This is a genomic window from Micromonospora sp. NPDC047620 (assembly GCF_043205005.1).
Taxonomy (GTDB): domain Bacteria; phylum Actinomycetota; class Actinomycetes; order Mycobacteriales; family Micromonosporaceae; genus Micromonospora.
In genome coordinates, this window is the sequence record NZ_JBIDDG010000031.1 from 11,850 (window position 1) to 23,830 (window position 11,981).

Below are 11,981 nucleotides of genomic sequence, written 5' to 3' on the forward strand. Positions count from 1 at the left end.
CGTCATCATGCCCGGCGGAGCCCGCCGACCGCGTCGGCGGGCGGACGAGGCCGGACGACCGGACCGGGCGCCGGCTGCTCACGGGCGGCCCGGAACGCGCCCGGGCTCATCCCGACCTCGCGGGTGAAGAACCGCCCGAAGTTCGTCGGCTCGGAGAAGCCCAGCCGCCGCCCGATCTGGGCGACCGGCTCGTCGGTGGCGGCCAGCAGCCGGCTCGCCTGGAGGGCCACCCGCTCGTCGACCACCTGCTTGGCGCTGCGCCCGGTCACCGCCAGGCAGGCCCGGGTGAGCGTCCGCACCGAGCAGCCCAACCGGTCGGCGTAGTCCTCGACCCGGCGGGTGTGCTGGTAGCCGCGCTCGATCTCCCGGCACAGCCGGTGAAAGGTGGCGGCCTCCGCCCGCGGCACCGGACGGGGACTCTCGGGCAGCAGGGACAGCCGGAGCAACAGCACGGCGAGCTGGTGGCGGAGCAGGCCGCGGGCGGCGGCCAGCCCGTGGTGCCGCTGGCAGTCCACCGCCAGCTGGCTCACCTCGGTGATCACCGCGTCCTCGTCCTCGCCGGCGAGCTGGAGCCAGGCCGGGACGGCGTCCGGGTCGACGTCCAGCCCGCGCAGCGCGTCGGCGTCCCAGCGCACCACCGTGGCGTCGAGGTGCGGGCCGGCGCAGCGCAGCACCTGACCGGCGCGCACCCGCAGCAGCGTGCCGGGCCGGCAGGGCAGCGCGCGGAAGTCCAGCTCGGCGGTGCCGTGTCCGCCGGCGGTCAGGATGAGCAGGTCCCGGTCCAGCAGCACCGGACGCCGCCAATTCGGGCCGGACGCGAGGTCACCCAGGGTGAGCGTGTCGATCTCGGCTGGGGCGGTGGCAGGCGTGTCGGGCGGCGCGGGGGAGAGCTGACCGGAAGAGACCATCGCCTGCGACGGTAGCCCGGGGCGACGATCATCGCATCCCGAAGAGGGCGGGCGGGGGTTGTCCGGGCTGTCGGCGGCGGGCTACGTTACCGAGCGGTAGAGCCGTCCGGTCGCGGCACGCCCGCAGTCGGTCGCACCGGCCGGGCCGACCGCGTTCACCCCCGGCGGTCCCGGCCGACTCGCGATGGGATGGGCATGACGGATCTGTTCTCGGTTGACGGCAAGACGGTCCTGGTCACCGGCGGCTCGCGGGGGATCGGCCTGATGATCGCCCAGGGCTTCGTCCGGGCCGGCGCGCACGTGATCATCTCGTCCCGCAAGGCCGACGTGTGCGAGGCCGTGGCCAAGGAACTCTCCGCCGACGGGCGCTGCGAGGCCATCCCCGCCGACCTCAGCAGCGACGCGGGCGCCGAGGGCCTCGCCGCCGCCGTCCGGGAGCGCGTCGACCGGCTCGACGTGCTGGTCAACAACGCGGGCGCGACCTGGGGCGCGCCGCTGGAGGCGTACCCGGAGAGCGCGTTCGACAAGCTCTGGGCGGTCAACGTCAAGGCGGTCTTCCGGCTCACCACCGCGCTGCTGCCCGCGCTGCGGGCGTCCGCCAGCCCCGACGACCCGGCCCGCGTGATCAACATCGGCTCCGTCGACGGCATCCGGGTGCCGTTCATGGAGGTGTACGCGTACTCGGCGACCAAGGCCGCCGTGCACATGCTCACCCGCAGCCTCGCCCACCAGCTCGCCGGCGAGCAGATCACGGTCAACGCGATCGCGCCGGGGCCGTTCGAGAGCAAGATGATGGCGTTCGCGCTGGACGACCCCGCGTCCCGGGCCGCCATCGAGGGGCAGGTGCCGCTCGGGCGGATCGGCCGGCCGGAGGACATGGCCGGCACCGCGATCTACCTGTCGTCCCGCGCCGGGGCGTACCTCACCGGCGCGGTGATCCCGGTCGACGGCGGCATCACCACGCACGGCTGAGCTTGGCCCTGGGCGGGAGGGCTGCCCGCGTACCCCCTGGTGGGCCGGAGCCGCGCGGACTCGGCAGATCCGCGCGGCCCCGGATGGTCCGTCTTGCCGGTTTCTCAGCGGCCGGCGAGCAGCCGGTTCACCGCGGTGTCGACGTCCAGGTGCTCGGCCTCGCGGCCGCGCGGGACGACGACGTAGGTTCGCCGCAGGAAGCGCACCAGGACGCTGCGCGGCACCTCGAAGAGGGCGTTGCCGTCGGGCGACGACAGCGCCAGGGCGACGAAGTCCCCGCGCGGGGTGGCCCAGGGCCAGACCCGCACGTCGCCGATGCCGGCCGGCTCGTCGAGGCCGGTGACCAGCAGCTCCCGGGCGAAGGACCAACTGACCGCCTCGCCACCGGCCGATTCGGCGTGGAACAGGACATGGACCGCATACGGATCAGCAGGGTCGTAACGCAGACTGGCACGCACCGGCAAGGCCGTGGCGTCAGGTGCGACGAGCCTTAGCGACGTCTCGACCTCTACGGTCGTCGGTCGGATGACACTCATGGACGATCTCCCCCCGGCACCGCTGCGGAACGCGCGTGTCCCGCTTTTCCCATACTCAGGTGCTACTCCTGGCTACGCTCCGCCATACGCTGACTTCACCCAGTGGTGGGAAGGGGGTCGGAAAGTCCGCGTGAATGTGAGGATTCATGTAGGGTTTTCCGGTTCTGCCCAGTGCGTGATCCCGCCCGGCATCGGGTGGTTCAGTCGTCGACTTACTCCGGTAACGTCCAGTCGACCGTTGCAGTGACGGGCGCGCGCCACACTGGGGGAGGAAATGGTCACGAAACGATCCTCAGTGGATCCGATGGCCGCGCCGGGCGGGCCGAAAGTCGCGGTCCGAGCAGCCGAAAAGCGGGGGTACGGGGTGCCGATGGAGCAGCAGGGCCGGTCAGGTCGGACGCCGGCCGACCGGGGTGGCGCCAACGGAACGGCGCTGGCCGAACGGCGGAGCCGTCCGCGCTGGCGGCAGCGGCTCGCCACCACCCTCGACCTGATCCGGGCCAACCCGACCGGCCGGGTCACCCTCAAGATCTTCATCGCCATCGCCGGCGCACTCGTGGTGACCATCGGCGTCGCCCTCATCCCGCTGCCCGGGCCGGGCTGGCTGCTGGTGATCGCCGGCCTCGGCATCTGGGCCGTCGAGTTCCACTGGGCTCGCCGGCTGCTCGGCTTCACCCGCCGACACGTGCACAACTGGACGCAATGGGTGAAGGACCAGTCGCTGGCCGTACGCTTCGTGCTCGGCAGCGTCGGCCTGGTCTTCGTCGGCACGGTGGTCTGGCTGTCGCTGAAGTACAGCTTCGGCATCGACGTGATCGCCGAGGCCCTGCACTACCTCGCGACGAACTGACGGGCCGCGGCGGCGACCCCGACGTGCCATGGCAGGGGCGTGGTGGGGCGGCGGTCGAGACCCCGGTGACGCGCGGACCCCGGATTTCCGGTCCGGTCCCTCGATCAGGTAGAGTCATCGGCGCTGAGGGCGATTAGCTCAGCGGGAGAGCGCTTCGTTCACACCGAAGAGGTCACTGGTTCGATCCCAGTATCGCCCACGCAGGTCAAAGGCCACTTCCCGGCTTCGGGAGGTGGCCTTTGTGCTGTCGTACAGCAGTGAAGTACAGCAACGGTCATCGGGAGCGCAGCCGGTCGCAGGAACGCTAGTCGATGCGGCCGACAATGCTCGATCCGCCGGGTGGTCGGTCCGCGATGCTACTTTGCCGGCCGTGAATGACTACCTGCGCGCCGTCGACTGGGAGTCGCTGCAAGGTCCGTACGGACCGGCCTCGGATGTGCCGAGACTGTTGCAGACGCTTCGATCTCCGGATGCTGTGGCGCGGGGCGAGGCGGAAGAGCAACTTGAAGACCATCTCCAGCACCAAGGGTTGGTGGCGGAGCCGGCGGCGGCCGCAGCGCCGTATCTGATCGATCTGCTTGCCGACCAGACGGCACCGGATCGGTTGGCGGCCTACCGCCTCCTGCGGACGATCCGCAATTGTGTCGAGCTGTACGAGTCGCCGAGGCCGGCGTCCGACGTTCCGAGTCTCAGCGAACTTGCATCGCAGCGCTCGGACTGGTGGTTGTCCCGATTGCAGAAGTCGCGTAGGCATGGCGCATATCGACGGCCGGCCACTGCTCCCTGGCACGCCGCAGCGTATGCGGCCGTGCGGGCCGGAGTCCCCACGTACCTGGAGGTCCTGCAGGATCCCGACCCGGACCTCCGTCTGGGGATGGCGTATCTGCTCGCCGGGTTCCCGCAGGAGTGGGCAACCATGTCGCCCGTTCTGGCCCAACGGCTCTCAGTGGAGACGGACCGGGCCGTAGCCGCGGAGATGTGCATTGCGGCCGGTCTCGCCGGCCAACCCTCAGAGGGCGCCATCATGGATGCGGTACGCCGATGGCGCGGCAACCCCGACCGGCTTGTGCACCGGGCAGCGCTGATCGGACTGGTGCGGCTCCTCTCGGCACCCGACACGGCGCTTCTGGCCGAACTCAGCGACTGCCTGATGGAGCCGGTTCAGGATTGGGGTTCCCAGGCCGGCGCGATGGCCAACGCCGTCGCCTCGGCCCTCAGCGGTCTCACCGCCAACTCGGTGCCACAGCTGGCTGGTCTGCTGCTGGAGCGGATGCGGGTTCCGGATCCGCATCGGCATGACTTCCTGGCGCTGCGGCTCCTGCTCGGCCTGGCCTTTCCCGACGGTCCGCTTCCAGACGGCACCGCATTCGATGATCTCTCACTCTTGCAGCAGGAGGTCGTTCGCCTCGTCCTTCATGCCCGCCTGCTAACGCAAGGCCGGATGATGTTGCGAGCCGTCGGAGAGTGCAATCTCCCCTATACAGAGGAAGCTCTCGCGATGTGGTGTGCCGGACAGACTCCTAGCGCGAGCTGACCGTAGCGAACATTCGCCGCGTCACCCATCGAGGACGTCCCCGAGCCGCTTGAGCGCTTCGCGCGTGGCCTTGGACGACACCTGCGTGTAGATCTCCATCGTCACGGAGAAGCGGGCGTGCCTGAGCACCTGCATGGCGACTCTCGGGTGGACGTCAAGGTCGGCCAGGAGCGTGGCGCAGGTGCGGCGGGCGTCGTGGACGGTGATCGGCTTGACGCCCGCCTTGTCGCACCTCGTCTGCCAGGATCGTTGAAAGTTGCGCGGCTCGATGGGTGTGCCGTAGCGGGTGGTGAAAACGAGGTCGTTCTCGTGCCAGGCGTTGCCGGCGGCTGCTCGTGCCTCGTCGCGTTGTTCCTGCCTGAGCTTGAGGGCGGTCAGGCAGATGTCGGGCAGGGGGAGGGTGGCGTCGGATGCCTGGGTCTTGGTGTCGCGGTGCAGGAGCTGCCCGCGCACGCGTTGCAGCTGGCGGCCGATGGTCAGCTCTCCGGCATCGAGGTCGACGCCCTCCCACGTCAGCCCCAGGGCCTCACCCTTGCGGAGGCCGGTGACGAGGACCAGGGCGTAGGCGGCGTAGAGCGGGTCCTCGTCGGCACGAGCGGACTCCAGGAACTTCCGCGCCTCGTCACTCGACCAGGACTTGCCCCGCCGGCGGCGGACGGTGGCCAGGGTGACCGGCACGGCGGGGTTCTTGGTGATGAGGTCTTCGGCCTGGGCGTGGGTGAGGGCGGCCCTCAGCGCGGCTCGGATGTCGCTGACCGTGCGGGTCGATGGGACGGCCTCACAGCAGCGGCCGACCGCGCAGCAGCGCCCCTTGTGCTTCGGGCGGGCGGCGTCCTTGCCCTGGGCGCAGCACTGGCAGGTGCGGGCTACCTGGTTGATCCAGGTCTGCACGTCGCGGGACTGGAGCCGGTCGAGCCGCTTTGCGCCGAGACCGGGGGCGATGTAGCGGCGGACGAACGTCTCGTAGGTCGCGTAGGTCAGTGGTGCCCGGTTCGGCTCGATAGTCTCGGCCAGCCAGTAGGTGAGGAAGCTGCCGACCGTCGGGACGCTGGTCGCCACCGGCCCCTGCTTCGCCTGCTGGTGCAGCTTGATCCACTTGTCGTGGACGGCCTCGCGGGTCTTGCCGTAGACGTATTTGCGGGTGCGTTTGCCGTCGGGTTTGGTGACCCAGACGTAGGCGGCGAAGCCGTTGCGGTAGGGAAAGATGGAGCCTTCGCCGTTGGCGCGGGCGCGTGCGGGCATCAGGCGGCCTCCTGGCGTTCGACCTGGTTACGGATGTAGTCGTCGACCCATTCGGGGAGGATGCGGCGGTACTTGCCGTCCTTGATGGGGCGCAGTTCGCCGGTGGCGATCTTTATCTTGACCTTGGAGATGCCGAAGCCGAGCAGGACGGCGACCTCGGCGGGCGAGTACCAGCGGGGGCGGAGGTCATGGCTCATGCGGCGGCCCCGATGAGCCAGGCTTCGTGGGCGAGTGTGTTGCGGCGCCGCTGACGGTGTCGGTGTGGGTGGACCTGCCGAGGTGCCAGCAGGCGTCGATGAGGCGGGCGAGGTGATCGCCGTCGGGGTCGGCGTAGTCGTCGATGGTGATCGGGGTGAGTCGGGTGGATTGGTGGCCGGTGGCTTCGGTGGCCTTGGTGGCGTACTTGGCCAGGTAGGCGGCGACCTTGGCGTCGGTCAGCTCGCCGCTGGCGCTGTTGATGCGTCGGACGTCGACCTGCTCTCCCCACGCGACCAGCCAGCCCTGCGGGCGGTCGGGGTGCGGGGGTGTGGTGACGGCGATCCGGGAGGCGGCGGCGTGAACAGCTTCCTCCAGGTCGTCAACGGCGATGCCGGCCGGCGGCGGCACGAGGGCGTCCGGGTCGTCGGGGTCGACGCCGTCGAGGCGCAGCAGGACGTGGAGGTGCACGGCTGCCCGGCGTTGCATCTCGGCGACCTTGCCGTGCGACACCCGCACCGGCGGCACCCAGCGCACCTTGCCGGAGGCCGTGACGACTCGAGCGAAGGGGATGCCGCGTCTCCGGCAGAGGGCGGCGAGGTGGCGTTCGATGGCCTGCTTGGTGCGCCGCCACAGCTCGCCTGAGAAGTAGTTCCAGACGACCTGGTGGTCGTGGTCGTAGCAGTTCAGGCACAACGGCTGCCCCAGCCGCGGATCGTCGGCGTCGTGGCGGGCGAAGCACACCGCGGGCTGCCCGTGCTGGCAGGTGCCGGCGGTGCTGCGGGCGCGGCAGGGGGCCGGGCGGCAGTCGCAGTGCCGACGGCTGCCGCAGGTGTGGCGGGGGACGTGGCGGTGATGGACCGCGCCGAAGGACGGGGCGGTGAATGTGGCGAAGACGACCGGGTGCCGGCCGACCGAGGCGGGGACGCCCTTGCCGCCGGTCAGGCCGCAGCGGACGACCTGGTAGGCGTCGCCCTGGTAGACCCAGGCGCAGTCCGGGCACTGCGACTCGCGGCGGTTGCCGCACGCCTTGTAGAGCGCTCGGTCGGGCATCTCGTCGGTGTGTAGCCGGCGGGTGATGCGGCCGGTGTCGGCGTCGACGGCGGCGATCGTGCCGGTGAGGCGGATCGGGCGAGCACAGCCACTGACGGGTCGGGTGTGCTCCAGCCAGCCGGAGAACTCCGGCGTGGCGGCGCGGTGCAGGGCCTGGGCGTCCCGGCCGACAGCGAGGCCGGGCCGGTAGATGGTGAGCGGGGTAGTGGACAGGACTGTCTCCTCATCAGGGGTGGCAGGGACGGGAGACGAAGCACCACCAGCCGTGGACGTCTGTCCGCTGGTGGTGTTCGTCGTGTCTCCTGGCACCGCCGAGAGGGCGGCTGACGCCGGAGGGCGGAATCGTGGTCTTGCCACTTCCCGCCGATGGGTCATGTCCTTTCGCGCTCGTCGAGCCGATGAGAGAGGCCGGCACGGGTGGGGAGCCAGGGATGTCGGCATCCGGCGGGTTGCCGCAGGCTGCCCCACCCGTGGAGGTGTGCGAATCCGGGCCGTCGTGGACGGCAGGCAAAGGCAGTGCGGGGCCGCTCAGCGGATTCGGGACGGCATGGTTGCCGATGCGATCGAGAATCGGCGGGACGTGACCCGCATTAGCAGCAGGAAGGCCGTTCGGCATCTCCGAAGTCGAGTCCAGCGATCCGGCGGGAAGGCCGCGCTGGCGTGCTCAACGAGGGTCAGAGTAGCACCGGGTGCCGATACGTCAACCCGGCGTGATCCTGCTCTATCGATTGGTGAACCGGCTCCACCTCACGGTTCTAGGGAGTCAGCAGACGCACTCGAAGGACAAGCCGCTACTCGCTGGGGTTGTGATCCAGGCTGCCCGGACAGGGGCATGCCGTTGCGCCCCCGCCCAGGCATCGGCCAGAGCCGCAGTGCGCAGCGGCCCGGTGGAAGCGAACCTGAATCCCGTGTCCTGGACCTCGAGGCTGTCGAGGCCGGTCAAACGGGGCTCATCGTCGAAGGTCATCTCGAAGTCGAGTTGCCATAGTTCAGGCTGCCAGTAGGGATCGGCGCGATCACCGACATCAGCGACGGCCAACTGCCGGGTGAACGTCAGAATCAGGCGGTTGTCGCTCCAAGACCGTCGACCCCATTGAACGATGAGGCCATCAGCATCAGACTCCGGAGTCGGGTCAATGCCATCGATCTCCAGTTGCAGGAACTCAGCGAACGCACCCCATGCCGCTTCGACGTCCGTCACGGCGGCAGGCTCGACGCCGTGCCGCCCCAGGATCTGCGTGAACACGTCAATACTGGCCTGCCAAGGGATGCGCATGTGCCAAGCATGCCCCTGACGGAGCAGCCCGGCTGCCGGCCGGTGTGGGAGGACTTTCTGTACGTCTATCAAGGCGGCCCGCAACGGGCCGCACGCGCCGCCGCCTGGGCGCGCGCCGGCCGCTGCCGCTGTCGCTCTGCGGCCGTCACGCCTGATGCCCGGCGGCTGGCGCGGAGAGCGGGGAGCCCGGGGCCGCCGCAGACGGGATAGCGGGGAGAGTGGTGGAGTTTGTCGCCGGCAGCCGGCCGCGCCGCGCCTGAGCAGCGCGGCGCAGGGGAGGGCGTGCCGGGTCTGTGCGGCAAGCCCCAAGCGTGGGGGCGGTGTCCGCCGAGGGCATGCCGGTCGTCCAGGAGCCGGCTCCGCAGCCGCTCAGGGTCAGGTCAACTGCTCACCTGGGGAGGGGGAGGGGTGGCCGCCGGTGGCCAGCTCCGACCCCGGGAGCCGGGCCCGTGCCGGGCGAGGTTGGGTCAACTGCGCCACTGTGGCGGTGTCCGCCGGGCGCGTGGTCCGTGACACGAGAGCCGACTCGGTCTGTTCCGGCAGCGTCCGTACGTGCGTCAAGGTCCGCTTGACGTGGCGGGTCGGGCGGCGGCCCGCTCCCCGGAGGGCGGGTCGGCGGCAGACGGGGATGGCAGAGGCCAGGAGTGTTGCGAGGTTGAATTAGATTGGCTGGTTTCGAAGGAATACATTGGAATCGGGCTTCAGCCTTGGCCTGGCCGTGGCTCTCTGGACCCTATGGAAGATGTAAGGAGATATAAAAATGAAAATGCCCATTGAGGATCGGCATAGAATGCTTCAAGAGCTTAAGGAACGTGCAATTCCCGTAAGCCATCAACTGGTGATGCTGCAGGTCCTTGAAGAGTATAAAGAAGAATTGAAAAGAGAGTTTAATCCGATATTTTCTTTCAACTACCCTAGAGAAACGCAATTGGTTTTGTTGGAGGCGGAGAGTTACGACTTTGGTCTAGGCTTTGCTGCTTATCCGTATAAAAGAGCTACCGAGTCGGTGGTTCCTAGGAGACTGATTACTTCGGGGAGTGTCGGTTTTCATAATCACCTAGATGACGAGGATCTTGATGAGGATGGGGATTATCTTATATTCAGCGAGAAGCTGTTCGTGAAATGGTTGGGTCGGATACTGAATGAATTTAGAGAATATAAAGACTTCCCTTATCGAATCGCTATATTTTATCGTGGTGGCACATATAGTCGTGATATAGCGACTGGAGAACTAATTAAAGAGTGAGCTGGGCGGGCAAAGTGTTCGTGGTCAGATCAAGTCGGTACTGCCTTTGGGTGAACGAGCCGAAGCCGAAGCCGGCGGCTGAGTAGCTAATTGGGTGGCGATCGGGGTGTACGGGGCTGGACGTCCGTGGACGACAACGGACACGAGCGGCGGCGTATGGCCAAGGTCGGTCCAGGGGAGAAACACTGATCGTTGCCTGGGGGCAAGGAGTCTTCTGGGGCACACACGGGGCACAAGACAGCGTCAAACGTCGGCAACCAGCGACCAATGACGTGATCCCAAGGCAGGGCTTGACCAGCGTGCCGACAAGGTCGCCGCAGGTCACGCGACCGCCCACCTAAGTTCCGCTTCAATATCTACCGGTCCTTGGTCGCTGGTGCGCAGGTAAGGCCGGGGGCTAGGAATTCAGAGCACAGTGCGCACCAGTCGGCAGGGATGGTCTCGTGCCACTCCATGGCCGCATAGACGGTGGGGTTGGCTTCGGCGACCGACTGCGGCTTGCGGGCGAAGTAACGCACGGTCCAGCGGTCCTGCGCCGGCGGCCAGCCGCTGAGCGTGATCTGGACGGCCGTGCTGTCGTCGCTCCACCACATGTCCGCCGGCCCGGTTGCTTCGGGCACAGGCGGCGGCAACAGCGTCCTGTTGATCACTGGGAGGACGTCTGTTGGCGTGAAACAGGTGAAGGTTCGATGGGGCCAGCCGCGAACATCGACCAGGAGAGCGTGCTTCTCCAGCCGTTGGTCCATTGAGCGGTCGATGACGCGATGGGGCCATCCCCCAGGCCCCATGGCTGTCCTGCCGTCGGTGAGCACGTCCAAGCCCCAGGTCCAGTCGCCGTCGATGACGCCGGCAAAAGCACAACCCCAACGGACTGTGGTAACCATTGGCGTCCCCGTCGAGCCCGTGCTCCATGCCGTTGCCGCCCAGGACCGGGTAGAAGAGACCGCCGTAGCGCTCCTCAAACCAAACCATCGCGGCGACTAGTTCCTCGGGCGCTGGCTCCTGACGGCAGCCCATATGTACGGAGGCGGTTGATCGGATGCGGGATTCCTCCATGTAGGCCATCCGACGGGACTGCCGGGCCAGGAACCGACGAACGCGATCGGAGAGCTGGGAATCATCGGCGACATACACGTCAGGAAAGTATCGTGCCGTGGCAGCGCATCCCCGACGTCGGAGAGGCTCGGCGTTGCTGTCGACAGCAACCCTGACAGCAACCCGCCACGACGAGAACAGCCGTCAGCGGCGGGCGACGGACGGTTGCCCGAGGTCGGGGACCCGGACGGACGTTGCCGGACGACGCGCCCAGAACTTACAAGCGAGAGGTCGAAGGCCCCTGCGGTAGCGGTGAGCTACGCCGTCGTTGTGTTGTACCGGTCGAGCGTCGCCTTCGAAGTCGAGGCGTCGCGGAAGATGAGTTCCCACGGGCCGGTGTTCACGTCCATGTCCTTGCCGAACCCGACCCACTTTCCGGCCATCCGTCGACCCGTGGGCTCGGCCAGTAGTTGGATCGCACCGTGATATCGGGCGCCCCGGTAGTAGCCGGCCGAATCGGTCTGCTCCACCCACGTGCCGGTGACGACGGAACCGTCCACGGTCAGATCTAGTGAAAGAGACGAGGCTGCCGAGCCAGGCAGGCTACGAGCGGTCAGCCGGTCGCCGTGCTGCAGCACCACGACGAAGTGCTGCCCCGCGAAGGAATCCCCCCGGCCGCTGGAGTAGTACTGGTAGCGGCTGAGCCATACGCCCTCGTATGACTTGTGGACCATGGTCGGCCTTGAGGTTGGCGTCGGCGTGGCCAGGCTGGACATGGGAGATGTCAGGTCGTGGCCGCCGTGCTGGTCATCGACGACCTGGCCGCCGGGCACCGCGGCGAAGCCCAGCAGTGAGATGGGCAGGCCGGTGACCACCTCTAGCGCGCGGGCGTAGACGGGTCGCGGCGCAGCGATCGCGCCGGACTCCCATCGCTGGACGAGCCTCTTGTTGGCGTCGTTGGGCTCGCCGACGCGGTGGCCAGCCGCCTGGAGCGCGCGGGCGAAGTCGTCCTGACTCATGCGCATTCCGATGCGGATGGCGCGCAGGGCGGTGTTGGGGGCGTTCATGACCGACACGATAGCGCTGTGTCGCCTTTATGTCGTCGGCAATGTGGCCTAGTTGTCGGGTCTTGTG

The 11,981-nt window shown here is 68.3% G+C and carries 11 protein-coding genes, 1 tRNA gene and 1 pseudogene; 5 read left to right on the forward strand and 8 right to left on the reverse strand.

The genetic code is table 11. The features are described from left to right. Nucleotides 1-5: 5 nt before the first annotated feature. Nucleotides 6-908 carry a helix-turn-helix transcriptional regulator gene (locus ACGF5C_RS28320; RefSeq protein WP_393306454.1) on the reverse strand — a complete coding sequence of 301 codons (903 nt, stop codon included), beginning with the start codon at nucleotides 906-908 and terminating at the stop codon, nucleotides 6-8. Between the two features lie 195 nt (nucleotides 909-1,103). Between ACGF5C_RS28320 and ACGF5C_RS28325 the strand changes: the two genes are divergently transcribed. After that, nucleotides 1,104-1,880 carry an SDR family oxidoreductase gene (locus ACGF5C_RS28325; protein WP_393306456.1) on the forward strand — a complete coding sequence of 259 codons (777 nt, stop codon included), beginning with the start codon at nucleotides 1,104-1,106 and terminating at the stop codon, nucleotides 1,878-1,880. Nucleotides 1,881-1,984: 104 nt separating this feature from the next. Here the strand turns inward: ACGF5C_RS28325 and ACGF5C_RS28330 are convergent, their stop codons facing one another. Continuing rightward, nucleotides 1,985-2,416, reverse strand: coding sequence for an SsgA family sporulation/cell division regulator (locus tag ACGF5C_RS28330; protein ID WP_007457244.1), 432 nt, complete (start codon nucleotides 2,414-2,416; stop codon nucleotides 1,985-1,987). A 304-nt stretch (nucleotides 2,417-2,720) separates the two neighbouring features. Here ACGF5C_RS28330 and ACGF5C_RS28335 point away from each other — a divergent pair, with 304 nt between their 5' ends. The 3 genes from ACGF5C_RS28335 (at nucleotide 2,721) to ACGF5C_RS28345 (ending at nucleotide 4,800) form a co-directional block, all read left to right on the forward strand. After that, the gene (locus ACGF5C_RS28335; protein WP_393306555.1) at nucleotides 2,721-3,266 is read left to right on the forward strand and encodes a TIGR02611 family protein; all 546 of its coding nucleotides are present in this window, start codon (nucleotides 2,721-2,723) and stop codon (nucleotides 3,264-3,266) included. 127 nt (nucleotides 3,267-3,393) lie between these two features. After that, nucleotides 3,394-3,465: transfer RNA gene (locus tag ACGF5C_RS28340), tRNA-Val, on the forward strand. 171 nt (nucleotides 3,466-3,636) lie between these two features. Then, entirely contained in the window at nucleotides 3,637-4,800 is a 1,164-nt protein-coding gene (locus ACGF5C_RS28345) for a hypothetical protein (RefSeq protein ID WP_393306458.1), read from the forward strand. 21 nt (nucleotides 4,801-4,821) lie between these two features. Here the strand turns inward: ACGF5C_RS28345 and ACGF5C_RS28350 are convergent, their stop codons facing one another. The 4 genes and pseudogenes from ACGF5C_RS28350 to ACGF5C_RS28365 form a co-directional block, all read right to left on the reverse strand. Further along, nucleotides 4,822-6,042: a tyrosine-type recombinase/integrase gene (locus ACGF5C_RS28350; RefSeq protein WP_393306460.1), complete on the reverse strand. Its 1,221-nt coding sequence runs from the start codon at nucleotides 6,040-6,042 to the stop codon at nucleotides 4,822-4,824. Beyond that, nucleotides 6,042-6,239, reverse strand: a complete 198-nt coding sequence (locus ACGF5C_RS28355) for a helix-turn-helix domain-containing protein (RefSeq protein WP_393306462.1) — start codon at nucleotides 6,237-6,239, stop codon at nucleotides 6,042-6,044. The genes ACGF5C_RS28350 and ACGF5C_RS28355 overlap by 1 nt, the downstream gene beginning before the upstream one ends. Nucleotides 6,240-6,282: 43 nt before the next feature. Further along, nucleotides 6,283-7,503 (reverse strand): annotated as a pseudogene (locus ACGF5C_RS28360) (replication initiator); the annotation flags it as partial. A 550-nt stretch (nucleotides 7,504-8,053) separates the two neighbouring features. Continuing rightward, entirely contained in the window at nucleotides 8,054-8,566 is a 513-nt protein-coding gene (locus ACGF5C_RS28365) for a hypothetical protein (protein WP_393306464.1), read from the reverse strand. A 766-nt stretch (nucleotides 8,567-9,332) separates the two neighbouring features. Here ACGF5C_RS28365 and ACGF5C_RS28370 point away from each other — a divergent pair. Continuing rightward, a complete protein-coding gene (locus ACGF5C_RS28370) occupies nucleotides 9,333-9,812 on the forward strand; it encodes a hypothetical protein (protein ID WP_393306467.1) in 480 nt (159 codons plus the stop codon). Nucleotides 9,813-10,168: 356 nt separating this feature from the next. Here the strand turns inward: ACGF5C_RS28370 and ACGF5C_RS28375 are convergent, their stop codons facing one another. Both ACGF5C_RS28375 and ACGF5C_RS28380 read right to left on the reverse strand, forming a co-directional pair. After that, a complete protein-coding gene (locus ACGF5C_RS28375; RefSeq protein WP_393306470.1) occupies nucleotides 10,169-10,558 on the reverse strand; it encodes a hypothetical protein in 390 nt (129 codons plus the stop codon). 606 nt (nucleotides 10,559-11,164) lie between these two features. Next, nucleotides 11,165-11,914, reverse strand: a complete 750-nt coding sequence (locus ACGF5C_RS28380) for a helix-turn-helix domain-containing protein (RefSeq protein ID WP_393306472.1) — start codon at nucleotides 11,912-11,914, stop codon at nucleotides 11,165-11,167. Between the last annotated feature and the right edge of the window lie 67 nt (nucleotides 11,915-11,981).

Excerpts from the sequence above, each read along its gene's own strand:
- ACGF5C_RS28350 (WP_393306460.1), bottom strand. The coding sequence starts at position 6,042 with ATGCCCGCACGCGCCCGCGCCAACGGCGAAGGCTCCATCTTTCCCTAC.
- ACGF5C_RS28355 (WP_393306462.1), bottom strand. The coding sequence starts at position 6,239 with ATGAGCCATGACCTCCGCCCCCGCTGGTACTCGCCCGCCGAGGTCGCC.
- ACGF5C_RS28370 (WP_393306467.1), top strand. The coding sequence starts at position 9,333 with ATGCCCATTGAGGATCGGCATAGAATGCTTCAAGAGCTTAAGGAACGT.
- ACGF5C_RS28325 (WP_393306456.1), top strand. The coding sequence starts at position 1,104 with ATGACGGATCTGTTCTCGGTTGACGGCAAGACGGTCCTGGTCACCGGC.
- ACGF5C_RS28375 (WP_393306470.1), bottom strand. The coding sequence starts at position 10,558 with ATGGACCAACGGCTGGAGAAGCACGCTCTCCTGGTCGATGTTCGCGGC.
- ACGF5C_RS28380 (WP_393306472.1), bottom strand. The coding sequence starts at position 11,914 with ATGAACGCCCCCAACACCGCCCTGCGCGCCATCCGCATCGGAATGCGC.
- ACGF5C_RS28335 (WP_393306555.1), top strand. The coding sequence starts at position 2,721 with ATGGCCGCGCCGGGCGGGCCGAAAGTCGCGGTCCGAGCAGCCGAAAAG.
- ACGF5C_RS28320 (WP_393306454.1), bottom strand. The coding sequence starts at position 908 with ATGGTCTCTTCCGGTCAGCTCTCCCCCGCGCCGCCCGACACGCCTGCC.
- ACGF5C_RS28330 (WP_007457244.1), bottom strand. The coding sequence starts at position 2,416 with ATGAGTGTCATCCGACCGACGACCGTAGAGGTCGAGACGTCGCTAAGG.
- ACGF5C_RS28365 (WP_393306464.1), bottom strand. The coding sequence starts at position 8,566 with ATGCGCATCCCTTGGCAGGCCAGTATTGACGTGTTCACGCAGATCCTG.